This is a genomic window from Pseudarthrobacter sp. C4D7 (genome assembly GCF_013359725.1).
Classification (GTDB): Bacteria; Actinomycetota; Actinomycetes; order Actinomycetales; family Micrococcaceae; genus Arthrobacter.
This window is the reverse complement of sequence record NZ_JABFMW010000011.1, coordinates 1-18870: the sequence shown is the minus strand read 5'-3', so window position 1 is coordinate 18870 and position 18870 is coordinate 1. Positions and strand designations below refer to the sequence as shown.

Genomic DNA, 18870 nt, shown 5'->3' with positions numbered 1-18870 from the left:
TCAGATCCGCCGGTAGTGCAGGGCGCCGTCCACTGCGCCGGCCTCGCCCAGGTCATCCCCGCGGGCAAAACCGGCCCACAACGACCGCACCGCCCGGCCGGTCATGTCCACTTCCTCCCAGCGGGCGCCCGCGATCAGGCCCACACCGTCCCAGGTTTGGCGGCTGCCCAGCAGCAAGGGCAGATCGATGGTGTGGGCGGCGCCGAAGATGTTGCCGGGCGCATGCCAGTCCAGGACGTACCGGTGCGCCTGTCCACCCGCCTTCGCGTGCCGGCGCGCGAACCTTCGGGTGGCCCGGCCGTACACGGTTTCAGTCACCAGCCAGTCGATCGCGCGCACGGCGGCTTTACCCACCACCGGAACCGCGGCCAGCCGCATCAGGTGCGGGCTGCGGGGAAGGAACAGCCGGGCTTCCTCGGACGTATGGCCGATCAGCACCTCGATGGCGGGGGCCGTCCGGTTCCAGGCGGCCTCGATCCCGGACTCCTCGGGGAGCGGATCGTGGCCGTACTGGGTGCCAAACGGCATGGCGGCCAGCATCCCGAACTTTTTGGCCACCTGGGTCACCTGTGCCTCGAGCGCCACCACGTCCATGGCGGGGGTCTGTTCCGTGACGCCATCCGCGGCGATGCCCATGGCGTGGTTCATCTTCGCCCGGCCGCGCGTGATGCCCAGCGGGGCGCTTTGGATGATGGCGCGCTGGAAAAGGGTTGGAGCCTCGGGTGTGGCCATCAGGTGGGCGATCGCGTCGCCGCCGGCGGATTGCCCGAACGCGGTGACCCTGCCGGGATCGCCCCCGAACGCGGCGATGTTCCGCTGCACCCACCGGAAGGCCTCAAGCTGGTCCAGGAGCCCCAGGTTGCCGGGCCGCCCTGCGGGTGTGGCCAGGAAGCCGAAGAGTCCAAGCCGGTACGTCACCGAGACCACGATGACCCGGTTTTCGGCCACCAGACGGGCAGGGTCGAAGATGGCCAGGTCACCGGAGCCTGTGGTGTAGGAGCCGCCGTGGATCCAGACCATGACAGGCAGCTTCTCGCCGGGCGTGATGTCGGCGGGCAGGGTGATGGAGAGGTTCTGGCAGTCTTCGCTGCCCGGAAGCTCGCCGTATTTTGTGCCCAGGACGTCGTCCAGGAACGGCACCGGCGCCTGCGGGCATGCGGGGGCTGGGGACGTGGCGGCATATTCGCTGGTCCAGTCCGGGACCGGTATTGGAGCCTGGAAACGCGGGGCCCGGGCGTAGGGGATGCCGGAGGCACGCACAACGGTGCCGTCGTGCCGGCCGGTGACGGGCCCGCATGGGGGATGGAACAGAAGCTGGGACGTCAGGGCTGGCTCGGAACTCACAGCCCCACCCTGCCATAACTTCCTGAAACAACGACGGCGGGTGCCCGGCTTCGAAAAGCCGGGCACCCGCCGTCGGACCCTAAAGCAGTTGTTGGGGCAGGCCCAACCTGGGGATCAGTGTCCGGTGGGGACGTAACGCTTGATGGAGGCTTCCAGCTCGGCCTCGGCGGCGGCGCGGTCGCCCCAGCCTTCGGCCTTGACCCACTTGCCCGGTTCCAGGTCCTTGTAGCGGGTGAAGAAGTGCTCGATTTCCTTGATCAGGAACTCGTTGACGTCGCTCACATCCTGGATGTGGTCAAAGCGGGCGTCCACCGGCACGCAGAGGATCTTGGCGTCTCCGCCGCCGTCGTCGGTCATGTTGAACACGCCGATGGGGCGGGATTCGACGATGACGCCGGGGTGCAGGTCGAAGTCCTGCAGGAGCACCAGTGCGTCCAGCGGGTCGCCGTCCTCGCCGAGGGTGTTCTCGAAGTACCCGTAGTGCGTGGGGTACTGCATGGAGGTGAAGAGGACGCGGTCCAGGCGGACGCGGCCGGTCTCGTGGTCAACTTCGTACTTGACGCGCGATCCCTTGGGGATCTCGATGGTCACGTCGTGCTTCATGGGAATGCTCCTCGGCAATTGCAGGGGGTGCGCGGCACACTTGACGGGCCCACAAAAAGCGTGTCGGTGCCGCCGACTACACTTGAGGATATAGCGAGAGGCCCTGGAATCAGGAACTTGTGGGGAAATTTCAGGACTTGAGGACCGGCACCAGCATGACCACATCACCCGGCGGGGAACCACAGCGCGCCCGCCCGCCGCGGCGCCGGGGGAACGCGGTCACGGGGACCGGCACATCCTGGCACTGGGTCCTGGCCGCCCTGCTCCTGCTCGCGCTGGCCCTCCCGGGGGCCCTGCTGCTGGCCCCTGGGTTCCGGGGCCCGGACGCTCCAGCACCCGCCCCCACCCCGCCGGCCTGGCAGCAGATCCCTGCCACTTTGTCCGCCCCGCAGGTCCTCGCACCGCTCCAGCCGTCCGCGCCGGCGCCCTCGCCGTCGGCGGTGACGGCCAGGCTGGATCCGCTGTTGACGGCCGACGGCGGCGGCACGTTCACGGGCATGGTGCAGGACGCGCTCACAGGCCAGGTCCTCTTTGACCGGGGCGGCGCGGAAGGCCGGGTGCCGGCGTCGAACCTTAAACTGCTGACTGCCGTGGCCGCCCTGCGCACGCTGGGGCCGGAACACCGGTTCACCACGAAGGTGGTGCCCGGCCCCGCTGCCGGGCAGGTGGTCCTGGTGGGCGGCGGCGACGTCCTCCTGGGGTCGGGGGAGTCGCAGCCGGGACAGGCCATGGGCCACGCGGGCCTGGCAACGCTTGCGGCACGCACCGTGCAGGCATTGCAGGCCGCCGGCACCTCCGGAGACATCAAGGTCCTGGTGGACGACTCCCTTTTCACCGGCCCCGCGCTGAACCCCAACTGGTTGTCCGGCGACGTGGAAGCCGGCGAGATCGCCCCGCTCTACCCGCTGGCCCTAAACTCGGCGCGCTTTGACCCCGCCGTGACCACCGGTCCCCGGCCCCAGGACGCCTCCCTGGCCGCTGCCCAGGAATTCGCGGCCCGGCTCCGGGAAGCTGGTGCCGGCGCGGGACTGACCGTTGCGGCCGGCGTCGAACGTTCCCCCGGGGCGGCCCCAGCAGGCGCCGCGGCCCTGGCCGGCGTTGACTCGGCCACCGTGGCCGACCAGGTGGACCTGATGCTGCAGGTCTCGGACAACTACCTGGCTGAAACCATGGGCCGCATGGCCGCGCTGGCTACGGGGCGGCCGGGAAGCAATGACGGCGCCACGGCTGCGGTCACCGCTGAACTGGCGGCCGCGGGGATCACCCCGGACGCCGTCATGCTGGCGGATGTGTGCGGCCTGGCCATGGGCAACCAGGTCACCGCCCGCCAGTTCACGGACGTGGTGCGCGCCATCACCACCGGCACTGATACCAGGCTTCGCGCCGTGCTGGCCGGCTTCCCGGTGGGTGGCCTCTCCGGCACGCTGGACACCCGGTACGGGGATGCCACCACTGCGGGCGGCGCCGGGCTGGTCCGCGCCAAGACCGGCACGCTGAACACCGTGCTGGCGCTCAGCGGTTACGTGGTGGACGCCGACGGCCGGCTCCTGGTGTTCTCCTTCATCGGCAATGGCCTGGTACCGGGAGCTGCCGGCAACAAGGTGGCGCTGGACCGGGCAGCCACCGCCCTGGCGGGGTGCGGCTGCCGCTAGCGCGGATCTGCCAGGCCTGTCACAGGGCCCTCCGGCGCAGGGGCGGCCTACCCCGCATCAACGGTGCGGGGCAGCAACGGTTGTGCGGGTGCGGGCCGCTCATGCGGGGGGACCGTTCGCCGGTCAGCGAACTTAAGGACGATCCCGGGCCTGCTGTGTTCTGATGGGAACCATGGAGTCCACTGCGCGCGAGTCCGCACCGACGATGTCCCCTACCGCCCAGTCCAGCCAGGCCGAGTCCCTGATTAACTGGGACCTCGCCGCTTCTGCCGCGGCGCGGCTGGCTCCGGCCGGCCCGGTGCTTGACGAAAAGGCCATTGGCGCGGCGGTGGACAGCCTGCGCCACCTGGCTGACGCCTCCGTTCCGCATGTCCACGAGATCACCGGGCTGGAAGCGGCGCGCGACCTGCGGGACTCTTCCGTGCTGGTGGTGGACCGGGCGTCCTGGGCCAAGGCCAACACCCAGAGTTTCGCTGTGATGCTCAAGCCCGCCATGCAGAAGATGCTGGATACCCGGCGCGGAAACCTCAGCCCCGCCGCCGCCCAGGTCAGCGGGGCCATCACCGGCAGCCAGCTGGGCGCCGTCCTGGCGTTCCTGTCCAGCAAGGTCCTGGGCCAGTACGATCCCTTCGCGGCCCTGGCGGAGAACTCCACTGCCCCTGCCGCCGGCCGCCTGCTGCTGGTGGCTCCCAATATCGTGTCAGTGGAGCGCGAACTCAACGTCGCGCCGGAGGACTTCCGGCTCTGGGTATGCCTGCACGAGCAGACGCACCGGGTGCAGTTCGCGGCGGCGCCGTGGCTTCGCCACCACATGCTGGAGCAAATCGATGAACTCAGCGGCCACCTCCTGGGCAACGTGGACTCCCTGATGGAGCGTGCCTCAGCTGCCGCGCGTTCGTTGAAGGATCGCTCCGCCAACGGAAACACCCCCGGCCGCGGTGCCATCCTGGACCTGCTGCAGGACCCCGAGGAAAAGGCCGCCATCTCACACCTCACCGCCGTGATGAGCCTGCTCGAAGGCCACGCGAACGTGGTGATGGATGCCGTGGACGCCAGTATCGTGCCGTCCGTGAAGACCATCCGGCAGCGCTTCAACGACCGCGGCAAGGACCGCGGCGTGATGGAGAAGTTCATCCGCAGCCTCCTGGGCCTGGACGCCAAGATGCGCCAGTACTCCGATGGTGCCCGCTTTGTCCGCGCCGTGGTGGACGTGGCCGGCATGGAGGGCTTCAACAAGGTGTGGGACTCGGTGGACCACCTTCCCACCGAGCCCGAAATCCATGACGCCAAGCTGTGGCTCGAGCGGATGGGACTCTAATTGCCGTCAGACGCTGCGGCAGGCGGCCCCCGGGCTGAGGGCCATGGGACGCCGAGCGGCCGACGACGGCCCGGCAGGTTGGCGCCCGTCGTCGGCACGGCGCGCAAGCTGCTGCAGAACGCCCTGGCCGGCGCCGGGTATCCCCGCCACGTCCTGGTCGCCTGCAGCGGCGGGCCGGACTCCCTGGCGCTCGCCGCCGTCGCCGCCTACTTCGCCCGCCGCGGCCACGTGGACGGACACCCCTTGACCGTCGGCGCCGTGGTGGTGGACCACCAGCTGCAGGAGGGGTCCGGCGATATTGCCGCCCGCACCGCTGCTGCGCTCAGGGAGCTGGGCCTGCACCCGGTGGAAATCCGCACCGTTACCGTGGCAGGTGCCGGCATGGGCCCGGAAGCCGCCGCCCGCGAGGCCCGGCATGCCGCGCTCGAGGACGCAGCCGCAGGGCAGGGCGCGCAGGCAGTGCTGCTGGGCCACACCCTGGACGACCAGGCCGAACAGGTTCTGCTGGGCCTGGCCCGCGGCTCCGGCACGCGCTCCCTCGCAGGGATGCGGCCGGCCCGTCCAGGAACCGGAAACGCCATCCTCCTGCGACCCTTCCTGGAGCTCCGGCGGGCGGACACCGAAGAAATCTGTGCTGTGGAGGAGCTGGACCCCTGGCACGACCCCACGAACTCCGACCCCGCCTTCGCGCGGTCGCGGACCCGGGTGGAGGTCCTGCCGCACCTTGAGGACAAACTCGGCCCCGGCGTCGCCGAATCCCTGGCCCGGACCGCCGCCATCCTTCAGCTGGACGCGGACTACCTGGAAGGTGTGGCGGAAAGCACCTATGCCTCCCTGGTGGAACGGCACAGCACCGAACTGAGCCTGCCGGAGGAGCCGCTGCGCGCCCTGGCGCCGGCCATCAGGTTCCGTGTCATCGCCAAGGCGGCCGCCGAGGCCGGCGGCCAACAGCCCAGTTACCGGCGGCTTCTCGCGGCCGAAGCACTGCTCCGGCGGCGAGGCTCGGCCGGCCCCGTGCAGCTTCCAGGCGGCGTGGGCGTGTACCGCTTGTCGCTGGCGCAGCTGGAGGAATCGAAGGACGTTGCCGCTGCAGTTGACCCTGCGGGCCCCGGCTCCGTTCCCCGCGAACCCGCACGCTGTGGGAAGCTAGTATTCCGGCCCCACAAGCCGCCCGCAAAATAGTCGCACCCCCGCATCTACACAGGAGCCATTGGTGGATTCAAACGACGTCCAGGCAGATCTCAAGCACGTTCTCTACACCAAGGAACAGATCCAGCAGCGGATCACCGAACTCGCCGCACAGATCGACAAAGACTACGAAGGACGCGACATCCTCATTGTTGGCGTCCTCAAGGGCGCCGTCATGGTCATGGCTGACCTCGCGCGGGCACTGCACAGCCACATCTCCATGGACTGGATGGCCGTGTCCTCGTACGGCTCCGGAACGCAGTCCTCCGGCGTGGTGCGCATCCTCAAGGACCTGGACACCGACCTGATGGGCAAGGACGTGCTGATCGTCGAGGACATCATCGACTCCGGCCTCACCCTGTCCTGGCTTAAGACCAACCTGGAATCCCGTGGCACCGCCTCCGTGGAAATCTGCACCGCATTCCGCAAGCCCACCGCCGCCAAGGTGGAAATCGACGTCAAGTACGTGGGCTACGACATCCCCAACGAATTCGTGGTGGGCTACGGCCTGGACTACGCCGAAAAGTACCGCAACCTGGACTTCGTGGGCACCCTGGCGCCGCACGTCTACGAGTAAAACCCTCACGGGGCGCGCCCCCTGGTGAGGCCCGGGAGCATGGACAGCAGCAGCGTGGGCATCAAGGATGTGGCGCGGGAAGCCGGCGTCTCCGTCACCACGGTTTCGCACGTCCTCAACAACGTGCCCTCGGCCCGGGTCAGCCCGGAAACCCGGGAAAAGGTCAGGACGACGGCGGTCCGGCTGGGTTATGGCCCCAACCGCCTTGCCCGCGCCCTCCGGAGCCGCAGGTCCGGTGTGCTGGGCCTGGTCGTGGAGGATGCAGCCACCACGCCGCACGCCGGCCGCATCATCCTTGGCGCTGACCAGGCAGCCCGCGCCCGCGGGTACACCCTGATGATGGCCACCATCCCGGGGCAGTCTGAACCGGACGCCGCCCAGGCCGGTGTGGAGTCACTCCTGGCCGGGCAGGTTGATGGAATCCTCTACTCGGCGGCCGGCCGGCGCGTCCTGCCAATACCGTTCCGGCCGGGCGGCGTCCCCACAGTCCTGGTGGATGCCATCACCATTGACGGAAGCCTCCCCGCGGTGATGGCCGATGAATACGGCGGCGCAGCAGCCGGGGCGGCCGCACTCGTGGCCGCGGGCCACTACCGGATCGGGTTCCTCACCACCCGGGACGAAAACCCCTCAACCCACCAGCGCCTCCTGGGTTTCCGGGACGCACTCCAGCGCGCAGGAATGGCGGGTGCCGCCACCACCGTTGCGGCGGCGTCGCCGGATGCGCCCGGCGGGTACGCCGCTGCCCGCAGCATCCTGGCCGGCGGGAACCCGCCGTCGGCCCTCCTCTGCTGCAACGACCGCCTGGCGATGGGGGCCTACCGTGCCGCAGCCGAACGGGGACTGTCCATCCCGGACCATTTGTCCGTCGTCGGGTTCGGCGATGTGGACCTGCTTGCGGCCAACCTCCACCCCCAACTGACCAGCGTGGCCCTGCCGTACTACGGCATGGGGACGTGGGCGGCCAACCGGCTGATCGACGCGATCGAGCTGCAGGCCGCAGAACCCGGCACCCGCCAACATCATGACCGTCTGGACCCGGTGCTGCTGGCATGCCGCCTGGTCAACCGCGGATCCGTGGCAGCGCCGGGAACCCCGGCACCTCAGGCCTGACGCGGCATTCGGCGGTCCGCCGCACCATCTACGCCCACAGGGAACTTTTGGTTTTCACTATGCGTGATTTACTCCGGACGGTGTATAGCTAGAAGCTGACGCAGCACCATCACGCGCGCAGACTACTCGCCGTGAAGCACTACCGGAAGGGACGGGGCGAGCCCCCGAACAGATGAAAGCTAAGAACTTCTTCAAAGGCCCGGGCATCTGGATCGTCGTTGTGGTCGGTCTGCTCCTTGTGGCTTTTGCAACGCTCGCCCCCGGCGGTGCAGCCCGGATCGACACGGACAAGGGCCTGGAACTGCTCTCCAGCAACAAGGTGGAGCAGGCCAAGATCTTCGACGGCGAGAACCGCGTTGACCTGACGCTGAAGGATGACCTGCAGGTGGACGGGCAGGACAAAGGCAAGAGCGTCCAGTTCTTCTTCGTTGATGCCCGCGCGCAGGACGTCGTGAAGGCCGTTACCGACGCCAAGCCGGCCCAGGGCTTCACTGACCAGCCGATCGAAAGCAACTGGTTCTCCGGCCTGCTCTCCCTGCTGATCCCCGTGATCCTGCTGGGCGCGCTCTTCTGGTTCCTGATGACCCGCATGCAGGGCGGCGGCTCCAAGATCATGCAGTTCGGCAAGTCCAAGGCCAAGATGGTCAGCAAGGACATGCCGCAGGTGACGTTCGCCGACGTTGCAGGCTCCGACGAAGCCGTCGAAGAGCTCCAGGAAATCAAGGAGTTCCTGCAGGAACCGGCCAAGTTCCAGGCCGTCGGCGCCAAGATCCCCAAGGGTGTACTGCTGTACGGCCCACCGGGTACCGGTAAGACCCTGCTGGCCCGCGCGGTTGCCGGTGAGGCCGGCGTACCCTTCTTCTCTATTTCCGGCTCCGACTTCGTGGAAATGTTCGTCGGCGTCGGCGCCTCCCGCGTCCGCGACCTCTTTGAACAGGCCAAGGCCAACTCGCCCGCCATCATCTTCGTGGACGAGATCGACGCCGTCGGCCGGCACCGCGGCGCCGGCATCGGCGGCGGCAACGACGAACGCGAGCAGACCCTCAACCAGCTGCTGGTGGAGATGGACGGCTTCGACGTCAAGACCAACGTGATCCTCATAGCCGCCACCAACCGGCCCGACGTTCTGGACCCGGCCCTGCTGCGTCCGGGACGCTTCGACCGCCAGATCGGCGTGGAAGCACCGGACCTGATTGGCCGCGACCAGATCCTGCAGGTGCACGCCAAGGGCAAGCCCATGGCTCCGGGCGTGGACCTGAAGGCTGTGGCCAAGAAGACGCCCGGCTACACGGGTGCCGACCTGGCCAACGTCCTCAACGAGGCGGCACTGCTGACCGCGCGGTCCAACGCCAACCTGATAGACGACCGTGCGCTGGACGAAGCTATTGACCGCGTCATGGCCGGCCCGCAGAAGCGCAGCCGCGTCATGAAAGAGCACGAGCGCAAGATCACCGCGTACCACGAAGGCGGCCACGCCCTGGTGGCGGCTGCCCTCCGGAACTCTGCTCCGGTCACCAAGATCACCATCCTTCCCCGCGGCCGGGCCCTGGGCTACACCATGGTGGTTCCGGACAACGACAAGTACTCCGTGACCCGGAATGAACTCCTGGACCAGATGGCCTACGCCATGGGTGGCCGCGTGGCAGAGGAGATCGTGTTCCATGACCCCTCCACCGGAGCCTCCAACGACATCGAAAAGGCCACCGGCACGGCACGGAAGATGGTCACCGAATACGGCATGAGCGAACGCGTCGGCGCTGTCCGGCTGGGCCAGGGCGGCGGCGAACCGTTCCTGGGCCGCGACGCAGGCCATGAGCGCAACTACTCGGACCAGATTGCGTACGTTGTGGATGAGGAAGTGCGCCGCCTGATCGAGCAGGCACACGACGAAGCGTACGAAATCCTCACCGAGAACCGGGACATCCTGGATTTCCTGGCCCTGGAACTCCTGGAGCGGGAAACCCTCAACCAGGCCGAGATTGCCGACATCTTCAGGGATGTCCGCAAGCGTGACTTCCGCGAGGTGTGGCTGTCCAAGGAAACCCGCCCCGTCCAGCTGGCCGGCCCCGTGGAGAGCCGCCAGGAACGGGCCGAACGCGAAGCGCAGGAGGAAGCCAAGAAGGCCCGCCTGGACGAGCCGCTGGATGCCCAGCCCCCGCACGCGCAGGGCGTTTCGGAGGATGCTCCGTTTCACGGAGGCGCCCCCGACTCAGGGCCTGACACCCTTCGCGGCTAAGCTTTCCCTGTGACTTTCTTCGACGACGACGACGTTTCCGCCTCCGCCGCCCAGCCGGCGGAGGACGGTTCCCACCATTCCAGGACCGAAACGGTGGACCGGCCACGGATTGAGGCGGCCGTCCGCGAGATCCTCCTCGCCATCGGCGAGGACCCGGACCGCGGCGGCCTCGTGGACACCCCCAAAAGGGTCGCAAAAGCGTACGCCGAGGTCTTCGCCGGGCTGCACCACGATCCTGCGGACGTCCTGTCCACCACCTTCGACCTGGACCACGAGGAACTGGTCCTGGTCAAGGACATCCCGTTCTACTCCACATGCGAGCACCACCTGGTGCCGTTCCACGGGGTGGCCCACGTCGGCTACATTCCGTCGCACGACGGCAAGGTGACCGGGCTGAGCAAGCTGGCCCGGCTGGTGGACATTTACGCCCGCCGCCCCCAGGTGCAGGAACGGCTGACCACCGAAATTGTCGAGGCGATGGTTCAGCACCTCAAACCCCGCGGTGCAATCGTCGTCGTTGAATGCGAGCACATGTGCATGTCCATGCGCGGCATCCGCAAGCCCGGAGCGAAGACCGTCACCAGTGCGGTCCGCGGGCAGCTTCATGACCCGGCCACCCGTGCCGAAGCCATGAGCCTCATCCTCGGAAGGTAACCACACACCATGGATTCACTCGCTGCAGCCCCCGGTACGGGGCCCGCTACATCCCCGCTTCCCATCCTGCGCAAGCCCCGTCCGGCCGCGCGTTTTGAGGACCTCCCCACGGACCGGACCCTGGTCATGGGCATCCTGAACGTCACCCCGGATTCATTCAGCGACGGCGGCAAGCACGCAACCGCTGATACCGCCATCGCGGCCGGCCTGCGGATGTTCTACGCCGGAGCGGACATCATCGACGTCGGAGGCGAGTCCACCAGGCCCGGCGCCGACGACGTGTCCCCGGATGAAGAGCAGCGCCGCGTCCTCCCGGTGATTGAAGCGCTGGTAAAGGCCGGAGCGCTGGTCAGCATCGATACCACCCACGCCTCCACCGCGGCAGTTGCCCTGAAAGCCGGCGCGGCCATCATCAACGACGTCTCCGGCCTGACCATTGAGCCGGAAATGGTCGAGCTGGTTGCATCCTCCAAGGCGCCTTATGTGCTCACGCACCGCCGGGGCGACGCCAGGACCATGAACTCGCTTGCCGAATACACGGACGTGGCCGGGGAAGTGGTGGCGGAGCTGGCAGGCGTGCGGGACAAGCTCTACGCAGCCGGCGTCAGCCAGGAACAGATCATCATCGACCCGGGCCTGGGGTTCGCCAAGAACGACGCCCAGAACTGGGAACTCCTGCAAAACCTGGACCAGCTGGACAGCCTGGGCCACAAGGTCCTGGTGGCGGCTTCCCGCAAGCGCTTCCTCGGCACGCTCCTCACCGTGGCCGGGAAGTCCGCCGCCCCGGACGAACGCGATGCTGCTACCGCCGCGATCACGGCGATCAGTGCCAGCCGCGGCGCCTGGGCCGTGCGCGTGCACGACGTCGGCTCCAGCCTCGACGCGGTCAAGGTGGCGGCGCGCATGGCGGCGGCACCCTCAACACAAGCCGTACCCAAAACGCAATAGGGCCGGGGGACCCATGGACAGGATCACGCTGACCGGAGTGACCGCCGTAGGCCACCACGGTGTCTTCGATTTTGAACGCCGGGAGGGGCAGCCCTTTGTGGTGGACGCCGTGCTCCACCTGGACTTCACCGAAGCAGCGCAATCAGACGATGTCCGGGACACCGCCCACTACGGCGAGGTGGCACAGCGCATTACCGAATGGATCACCGGGCAACCCTTGAACCTCATCGAGGCACTCGCCGTTCGGATTGCCGAGGGCCTCCTGGCCGAATTCGCGCTCCAGGCCGTGGACATCACCGTCCATAAGCCCCAGGCCCCCATCCAGGTCCCGTTCGGTGACGTAGCCGTGACAGTCCACCGGCAACGGGCCTCCGCCGCCCCCGCGCAGGCAGGGGCCACCGCATGAACGGGATCTACACCAAGGCCGTGCTGGCCTTGGGAAGCAACCTTGGGGAACGGAACGAAACCCTGACCGAGGCCGTGGCGGACCTGGTGGACCCGCCGGAGGTCCGGCTTCTCGCCGTCTCGCCCGTCGTTCAGACCAAGGCGGTGGGCGGGCCCCCCGGCCAGCCTGACTTCCTGAACATGGTCATCACCGTGGAAACCATCCTCACCCCTGAGGAGCTCCTGGCACATTGCCAGGCGGTGGAGAACAAGCACCTCCGGGTCCGTGAGGTCCATTGGGGTCCGCGGACCCTCGACGTCGACGTCATCACTTACGGCGACCTCCACAGCGACGATCCCGTCCTGACCATCCCCCATCCCCGGGCGGCGGCGCGCGCGTTCGTCCTCTACCCGTGGTCGCTGATTGAACCCACTGCCACGCTGAACGGCGAGCGGATCAGCACCTTGGCAGTCCAGGCGGACGACTTCAAGGATCTCGCCCCGTTCGACGGGTTTGGAGACTTCGACGGTATGCCGACGGCGGGAATGGCGGAGGAGAGATGAAGCCCATCAACCCGCTGCGCCTGCTCCTGATCTGCGTCATCCTGGCCGTTGCCGGCTGGTCTGCCACGGTGGTCACCAGCCGTTACAGCATGGCCACGCCTGTACTGCCTGCCACCGCGCTGGCCACCATGGGCGTCATTGTCATCATCACCCTGGTGCTGGGCATCCGGATCCTGAGGTGGCGGAACAGCCACCAGCCCAACAGCAAGACGAAAAAGACGCAACTGGATCCTCTCCTGGCAGCCCGGACCCTGGTCCTGGCGCAGGCGTGCGCCTATGCCGGTACGGTGCTGCTGGGGTGGCACGTGGGTATCTTCCTGGACCAGCTGCGGATCTGGAGCCTGCGCAGCGACCAAAGCATCACCTGGCTGGCCCTGGCCATGGCTGCCGGCGGACTGGTCATGATCGTGGTGGGCCTGCTGGTGGAGCGGTTCTGCAGGATCCCGCCGGAGGATGGCGATACCGAGGGCGTGGATGGCAAGAAGCGCCGACACGCCCGCGGCGACGCCACCGGGGAAGGCGAATATGCATACCGAGGCGATTGACCCGCCGGGTATCGCCTGGCAGCGGGTGTCGACCAAATACATTACGGTCCGCCTGGTGGAATGGGCGCTGGCCAACATTGCCACCGTCCTGGTCCTGTCAGCCCCGCTGGTGTTCGTACTCCTGGGCTGGTGGCGGTGGCCGCCGCTGTGGCTTGCCGTGACTGTTCCGGCGGCCACCTTGCTGATTGCCCTGTGGCGGCTGGTGCTGATTCCGCGCCAAGTGCGGGCCCTTGGCTACGCCGAGCGCGACGACGACCTCCTGGTCCGCAGCGGCATCTTCTTCCAGCGCACCATGGCTGTCCCGTACGGCCGGATGCAGTACGTGGACATCGCCGTAGGGCCGGTGGAACGCGGTCTGGGCCTGTGCACCGTCAAGCTCCACACGGCCTCTCCCGGCACCAACGCACGCATTCCCGGCCTCCCGGCAGCGGAAGGCGCCCGGCTCCGGGAACAGCTGGCTGCCCGCGGCGAAGCCAGGCTGGCAGGGCTGTGACAGCTGACGGCCAGTTTGCGGGGCCGGCGCTGCCACCCGGTGCAGCCCCGGGAACCACGGGACATCCCGACGACGAATGGCTGCGCGTGCATCCCGCCTCGCCCTTTGTCCGCGGCTGGGTGGCGCTGGCCGCGATCACGTTTTTCTTCGGCCGCGACCTGTTTGAGCGGACCCTCCAGGGCCAGCCCGTGTTCGAGGACGGGTTCGCCCGGCGTGCCCCATGGCTCCTTGGCGGCGGCGCCGCAGTCCTGGCCGTGGCAGTGCTGGGGTTCGTGCTGACCTGGTATTTCACCAAGTACCAGGTGTCCGGTGGCTACGTCCGGGTCAACACCGGGCTCCTCTTCCGGCAGCACCGGCAGGCGCGGCTGGACCGGGTGCAGGCGATCGACATAGTGCAGCCGCTGCTGGCCCGGGTCCTCGGCCTGGCCGAACTCAAGTTCGAGGTGGCGGACGCCGGAGAATCCGCGGTGCGCCTGGCCTACCTCAGGATCGATGATGCCCGCCAACTGCGTGCCACCATCCTCTCGCGGGCCTCCGGAGCTGCGGCTGCTTCCGGTGCGGGGCCCACGGCAGGGGCCGATGCCGCGGCACCTCCAGGCCCAGGCAACCCATCGGCGTCCTTTGGCCCGCCCGCACCTGAGGCGCCCGAGATCAAGGTGCTCAGCGTCCCGCCGTCGCGCCTTCTCGGATCGCTGCTGCTGAGCGAGCAAAGCGTATTCATCGTGGTGGGTGGGGTGGCTTCCGTGGTCCTGTCCGCGCTGACGGACAACCGCGCCTTCTACTTCTACCTGGTGCCCGCCGCGCTGGGCCTCATTGCCGGCTATTGGAACTTCTTCAACAAGGGCTACAACTTCACCGCTGCCGTCTCGCCGGATGGCATCAGGCTGCGGTACGGGCTGCTGGATACCCAGGCGCAGACCCTGCCGCCGGGCCGGATCCAAGCCGTGAAGATTGCCCAGCCGCCGCTGTGGCGTCCGCTGGGCTGGTACCGGATGCAGGTAAACGTGGCCGGCTACGGGGCGTCGGGCAGCGCCGCCGAAGGAAACACCAGGACCATCCTCCTGCCCGTGGGCAGGTTCGCCGACGTCATGGCCATGCTCTCGCTCGTGTTGCCGGACCCGGGGACGGACCAGCCGGAGGCGGTCTTCACCGCGGGGCTGGGCGGCCGGGATTCCGGCGGTGGCTTCACCACCACGCCGCGGCGCGCCCGGCTGCTGGCGCCGCTGGCTTGGAGGCGGAACGGTTTTGCCGCCACTGACACGGCGCTGCTGATCCGGTCCGGGCGCTGGTGGCGCGAACTGGTGCTGGTTCCGCACCAAAGGACGCAGTCCTTGGCGCTCCACCAAGGACCCCTGGCGCGCCGCTTTCGGGTGGCGGACCTGGTCCTGCATACAACGGCCGGTCCTGTGGCCCCGCGGTTGACCCAGGCCGGGCTGGACGAGGCGAGGCAGCTGTTCGATGAGCAGTCGGCACGCGCCCGGCTGGCCAGGAAGCGGCAAACCACCGAACAATGGTTGCGGCAGGTTGTTCCGGCTGGGGAGCCCACGCCGCTGCCGGTTGGGCCGGAGCCCGGCCCAACCCCGGGCGGGGCGGGAACCACCGAAGGCCACACCCACTACCAACAGGAAGGCCAGCAGCATGGCTAAGCCCGGACGCCTCGGCGTCGGAATCATCGGTGCCGGCAAGGTGGGCGCCGTGCTCGGTGCGGCCCTGCGCGCCGCCGAGCACGCCGTCGTGGGAGTGTCAGCCGTTTCCGAGGCGAGCCGGGACCGGGCCGAGGCGCTGCTTCCCGGCGTCCCCATCCTGGAGGTGCAGGACATTGTGGAGCGTGCCGAACTGGTGCTGCTGGCGGTGCCCGACGACGCCCTGCCGGACTTGGTGGAAGGCCTGGCGAAGCTTGGTGCCTGGCAGCCGGGACAGCTCGTGGCGCATACCTCAGGCCGGTTTGGCGTCGGCGTGCTGCACCCGGTCCGTGCCGCCGGGGCCGTCCCGCTGGCGCTGCACCCGGCCATGACGTTCACGGGTATGAGCCTGGACCTCACCCGGCTCCTGGACTGCACCTTTGGGGTGACGGCTGATGCTGCCATGCTGCCCATTGCCCAGGCGCTGGTGGTGGAGCTGGGGGCGGAGCCCGTGGCCATCGCCGAGGCAGACCGGACGCTCTACCACGCCGCTTTGGCCCATGGTTCCAACCACCTTGTCACCCTGGTGGCGCAGGCCTCGGAGCTCCTGCGCGAGGTGGGCGTCGAATCGCCCGAACGCATGCTGGGACCGCTGCTGCGGGCCACGCTGGAGAACGCCCTGGCCTCGGGGGAGTCTGCGTTGACCGGGCCAGTGGCCCGCGGGGATGTGGGCACCGTCCGTGCCCATGCCGAGGCGTTGCGGGAGTTCGACGGCGGCGGGCACGGTGACGTGCTGGAGGCCTACCTGGCGATGGCCCGCGCCACCGCCCTGCGCGCTGAAGGGCGAGGGCTCCTCAAACCTGACCAGCTCAAGGGGCTGCACGAGGCCCTCGATCCGAAGGAAGACTGAATGCCCATCCAACTCGTCACCACGGTGGCAGGCCTGAAAGCCGAAAGCGCCCGGTTGCTCACGTCGAAGGGCGGCGTTTCGCAGGGGCTGGTACCCACCATGGGCGCACTCCACGAAGGCCACGCAACGCTGGCGCGTACCGCCGTCGAGCAGAATGATGTGGTGGTGGCCAGCATCTTCGTCAACCCCCTGCAGTTCGGCGACGCAGCCGACCTGGACCGCTACCCGCGGACGCTCGACGCGGACCTTTCCCTCCTTGAGGAGCAGGGTGTTGACCTGGCCTTCGCCCCTTCCGTCGAGGAGGTCTACCCGGGAGGGCAGCCACTGGTGCGGATCACGTCCGGGAACCTGGGGGATAAATGGGAAGGTGCTTCGCGGCCCGGGCACTTCGACGGCGCTCTTACCGTTGTGGCCAAGCTGCTGCATTACGGGCTGCCTGCCGCGGGCCTGCCGGGTGGTGCTGCGGATTCCGCGGCCGGCCGCCTGCCGGCTTACCGGGCCTACTTCGGACAAAAGGACGCCCAGCAGCTTGCCCTGGTCCGGCGGATGGTTGCCGACCTGAACTTCCCCGTTGAGATTGTGGGCGTGCCAACGGTGCGTGCAACGGACGGCCTGGCATTGTCCAGCAGGAACCGTTTCCTGTCCGAGGCCGAGCGGGATGCGGCGCTGGTCCTGTCCAGGGCCCTGCGCCTCCTGGAGCAGCGGGCAAATGCCCACGAGCCGCTGGACCTGGACTCCGCCCTGGCACTGGTGGAGTCCCAGACCCTGGTATCGCTCGACTACTTTGATGTGGTGGACCCGGTAACCCTGGAACCCCTGGCCGAAAACTGCCGGGAAACACCATTCCGTGGGGAGGCCCTGGCGCTCATCGCGGCCAAAGTCGGCCCGGTTCGGTTGATCGACAACATGCCGCTGAATTCCTAGGGCTGTGCGTCCTCGCTGGCCATGAGCTGTTCCAGGAGCGCCTTCTCCGGGCGTCCGGGATTCCGTGCGACATAGCGCCGGAGGCGTGCTTTGGCGAGTTCGTCAGCGGGGTCGGTACTGGAAAGGAGTTCGTCGATGATCTCCTGCGCCTGCCAACGGAGGGACTCGAGGGCGAACTGCCGGATCTCGGCGGGCGTGTCACTGGGAAGCCAAGGGTCTGGGTCAGGCGGCACGGGGGCGAGCTGCTCTGCTGTCATAGTGGCCTCCTTGCATCAGTGCGCAGCGGGCCGAGTGGCCGCTGCGGCGTTCGAATGCACTGCACGTAGAAAACACCTTACAGCGGGAGAGACAAGTCTGTCTCGTGCCAGAATTAGCCTGGGGATGTGATGAATCCGGGGCCCGCGGCGTCATCCTCCTGCGCGTCTACCCGGCCGTCGCCGCCGTCGCCGCCGTCGCCGCTGTGCGGCCACCTGGACCCGGAGGAACGGATCCTGGCTGTGGCGTACGACCTGTTCTCGCGCCGCGGTATCAGGGATGTGGGCGTCAACGAACTCATCGGGCGGTCCGGGGTTGCAAAGGCCACCTTCTACCGGCATTTCCCCTCCAAGGACACCCTGGTCCTGGCTTTCCTCGAGCAGCGGGACAAGCAGTGGACAGTCGACAGCATTATTTCCAGCGCCCGGCAGCGCGGCAACACCCCCGTTGAGCAGTTGCTGGCGATCTTCGACGTTTTCAGTAACTGGTTCCGCCGTGACGATTTTGAGGGCAGCGCCTTCATTAACGTCCTGCTTGAAATGGGGCCGGCGCACCCTTTGGGCAAAGCCAGCCTGGACTATCTGGCCAAGATGCGCGGGCACGTCCAACGCCTGGCGGAAGAAGCCGGGCTGGTCCGGGCCGACGATTTTGCGAGGTCGTGGCACATCCTGATGAAGGGATCCATCATTTCAGCCACCGAGGGCGACCTGCAGGCGGCCCGGCGTGCCCAGGAGATGGCGGCCTGGCTGATCGAGCATCACCAGGCATAGCGCCCGGGGCACTGAGCTGACAGTCCGGGGCGCAGCGGTGCAGGGTGGAGGCAGGCCGGCCAGGGCCCGACGGTGAAGCAGCGCCCTGAGTGCTGATAGCGCCCATCATCCGGAGGGGACCAATGGCGTCTCGATCAGTGGCGTCGCGAGGAGCTCGTCCCAGAGTGGGTCGTCGGCTTGCAGGTCGTTGAGGTCCACGTATCGGTTGTCTTCGGGTTCCCACAGGGGGAGGTCGTCGAGGCTGGCTTCCAGGCAGGGGCAGAGGGCAGCTGCGTCCTGTTGCGGCCATGGGAAGGAACTAACCGACGGGACGTTTTCCATTGGTCTGTATCCCGTGGGCCAGCTTCCCGGTGGCCAGTGGGTTGGTGCGGGGTCGGGGTGTTCTGGGGTGTAGTGCCTGCCTGTGGGTGAGGTCCAGCCTGGTGGTTCATTCCTGGTGGCGGGGCCGGGTGTCCAGCGGGTGTGGTGTTTGAGGCGGTGGTGTTTGGGGCAGAGCTGGGCGAGGTTGCTGATTCCCGTGGTGCCGCCGTGTTCCCACGCTTTTAGGTGGTCGGTTTCGTTGTCGGGGGTTTTGTTGGTGCAGCCGGGGAAGGTGCATGTGGTGTCGCGCAGGCGGATCCAGCGTTTGATGGTTTCGGGGAGCCGGTAGTTTTTGCGGCCGATTTCCAGGGGTGCCCCGTCGCGGGGGTCGACGAGGACCCGGTAGAAGAACTCCGCCCCGTCCGCGACGAGTTTCCGGGCCATGGACGCCGGGATCGGCCCGAACCCAT

At 68.0% G+C, this 18870-nt stretch carries 20 protein-coding genes; 16 read left to right on the top strand and 4 right to left on the bottom strand.

Going from position 1 to position 18870, the window contains the following annotated elements; translation table 11 throughout:
- Together HNO81_RS09925 and HNO81_RS09920 are read right to left on the bottom strand one after the other, a co-directional pair.
- Positions 1 to 1344, bottom strand: coding sequence for a carboxylesterase family protein (locus HNO81_RS09925; RefSeq protein WP_175317964.1), 1344 nt, complete (start codon positions 1342 to 1344; stop codon positions 1 to 3).
- A 114-nt stretch (positions 1345 to 1458) separates the two neighbouring features.
- The gene (locus HNO81_RS09920; RefSeq protein ID WP_175317963.1) at positions 1459 to 1947 is read right to left on the bottom strand and encodes an inorganic diphosphatase; all 489 of its coding nucleotides are present in this window, start codon (positions 1945 to 1947) and stop codon (positions 1459 to 1461) included.
- Between the two features lie 155 nt (positions 1948 to 2102).
- On the opposite strand from HNO81_RS09920, the gene dacB reads away from it, so the two are divergent.
- The 15 genes from dacB to HNO81_RS09845 all read left to right on the top strand — a co-directional run bounded on the left by dacB (position 2103) and on the right by HNO81_RS09845 (position 17075).
- Positions 2103 to 3599: a D-alanyl-D-alanine carboxypeptidase/D-alanyl-D-alanine-endopeptidase gene (gene dacB / locus HNO81_RS09915; RefSeq protein WP_175317962.1), complete on the top strand. Its 1497-nt coding sequence runs from the start codon at positions 2103 to 2105 to the stop codon at positions 3597 to 3599.
- Positions 3600 to 3771: 172 nt separating this feature from the next.
- Positions 3772 to 4917 (top strand): zinc-dependent metalloprotease, encoded by a 1146-nt coding sequence (locus HNO81_RS09910; RefSeq protein WP_175318033.1) that lies wholly within the window; start codon positions 3772 to 3774, stop codon positions 4915 to 4917.
- Between the two features lie 108 nt (positions 4918 to 5025).
- Entirely contained in the window at positions 5026 to 6099 is a 1074-nt protein-coding gene (gene tilS / locus HNO81_RS09905; RefSeq protein WP_175318032.1) for a tRNA lysidine(34) synthetase TilS, read from the top strand.
- Positions 6100 to 6130: 31 nt separating this feature from the next.
- Positions 6131 to 6682: a hypoxanthine phosphoribosyltransferase gene (gene hpt / locus HNO81_RS09900; RefSeq protein ID WP_175317961.1), complete on the top strand. Its 552-nt coding sequence runs from the start codon at positions 6131 to 6133 to the stop codon at positions 6680 to 6682.
- 39 nt (positions 6683 to 6721) lie between these two features.
- Positions 6722 to 7795 (top strand): LacI family DNA-binding transcriptional regulator, encoded by a 1074-nt coding sequence (locus tag HNO81_RS09895; protein WP_175317960.1) that lies wholly within the window; start codon positions 6722 to 6724, stop codon positions 7793 to 7795.
- A 172-nt stretch (positions 7796 to 7967) separates the two neighbouring features.
- On the top strand, positions 7968 to 10031 hold the full coding sequence (gene ftsH / locus HNO81_RS09890) for an ATP-dependent zinc metalloprotease FtsH (RefSeq protein WP_175317959.1): 2064 nt from the start codon (positions 7968 to 7970) through the stop codon (positions 10029 to 10031).
- A 9-nt stretch (positions 10032 to 10040) separates the two neighbouring features.
- Positions 10041 to 10685, top strand: coding sequence for a GTP cyclohydrolase I FolE (folE, locus tag HNO81_RS09885; RefSeq protein ID WP_175317958.1), 645 nt, complete (start codon positions 10041 to 10043; stop codon positions 10683 to 10685).
- A 9-nt stretch (positions 10686 to 10694) separates the two neighbouring features.
- A complete protein-coding gene (folP, locus tag HNO81_RS09880) occupies positions 10695 to 11633 on the top strand; it encodes a dihydropteroate synthase (RefSeq protein ID WP_175317957.1) in 939 nt (312 codons plus the stop codon).
- 13 nt (positions 11634 to 11646) lie between these two features.
- Positions 11647 to 12039: a dihydroneopterin aldolase gene (gene folB / locus HNO81_RS09875; protein WP_175317956.1), complete on the top strand. Its 393-nt coding sequence runs from the start codon at positions 11647 to 11649 to the stop codon at positions 12037 to 12039.
- On the top strand, positions 12036 to 12581 hold the full coding sequence (gene folK / locus HNO81_RS09870; protein ID WP_175317955.1) for a 2-amino-4-hydroxy-6-hydroxymethyldihydropteridine diphosphokinase: 546 nt from the start codon (positions 12036 to 12038) through the stop codon (positions 12579 to 12581). The genes folB and folK overlap by 4 nt, the downstream gene beginning before the upstream one ends.
- On the top strand, positions 12578 to 13126 hold the full coding sequence (locus HNO81_RS09865; protein WP_175317954.1) for a DUF3180 domain-containing protein: 549 nt from the start codon (positions 12578 to 12580) through the stop codon (positions 13124 to 13126). Before folK ends, HNO81_RS09865 begins: the two co-directional genes overlap by 4 nt.
- Positions 13107 to 13619, top strand: a complete 513-nt coding sequence (locus HNO81_RS09860) for a PH domain-containing protein (RefSeq protein WP_175317953.1) — start codon at positions 13107 to 13109, stop codon at positions 13617 to 13619. Before HNO81_RS09865 ends, HNO81_RS09860 begins: the two co-directional genes overlap by 20 nt.
- Complete coding sequence (locus HNO81_RS09855; protein WP_175317952.1) at positions 13616 to 15265, top strand: PH domain-containing protein; 1650 nt, start codon at positions 13616 to 13618, stop codon at positions 15263 to 15265. The genes HNO81_RS09860 and HNO81_RS09855 overlap by 4 nt, the downstream gene beginning before the upstream one ends.
- Entirely contained in the window at positions 15258 to 16151 is an 894-nt protein-coding gene (locus HNO81_RS09850; protein ID WP_175317951.1) for a Rossmann-like and DUF2520 domain-containing protein, read from the top strand. Before HNO81_RS09855 ends, HNO81_RS09850 begins: the two co-directional genes overlap by 8 nt.
- Positions 16152 to 17075: a pantoate--beta-alanine ligase gene (locus tag HNO81_RS09845; protein WP_175317950.1), complete on the top strand. Its 924-nt coding sequence runs from the start codon at positions 16152 to 16154 to the stop codon at positions 17073 to 17075.
- Here the strand turns inward: HNO81_RS09845 and HNO81_RS09840 are convergent.
- Entirely contained in the window at positions 17072 to 17332 is a 261-nt protein-coding gene (locus HNO81_RS09840; RefSeq protein WP_175317949.1) for a hypothetical protein, read from the bottom strand. The two genes, HNO81_RS09845 and HNO81_RS09840, sit on opposite strands and share 4 nt — an antisense overlap.
- A gap of 129 nt (positions 17333 to 17461) precedes the next feature.
- On the opposite strand from HNO81_RS09840, the gene HNO81_RS09835 reads away from it, so the two are divergent.
- Positions 17462 to 18100, top strand: coding sequence for a TetR/AcrR family transcriptional regulator (locus HNO81_RS09835; protein WP_175318031.1), 639 nt, complete (start codon positions 17462 to 17464; stop codon positions 18098 to 18100).
- Between the two features lie 105 nt (positions 18101 to 18205).
- Here the strand turns inward: HNO81_RS09835 and HNO81_RS09830 are convergent.
- Positions 18206 to 18870, bottom strand: a 665-nt coding sequence (locus HNO81_RS09830) for an HNH endonuclease signature motif containing protein (RefSeq protein WP_175317948.1), incomplete at its 5' end; no start/stop codon positions are given.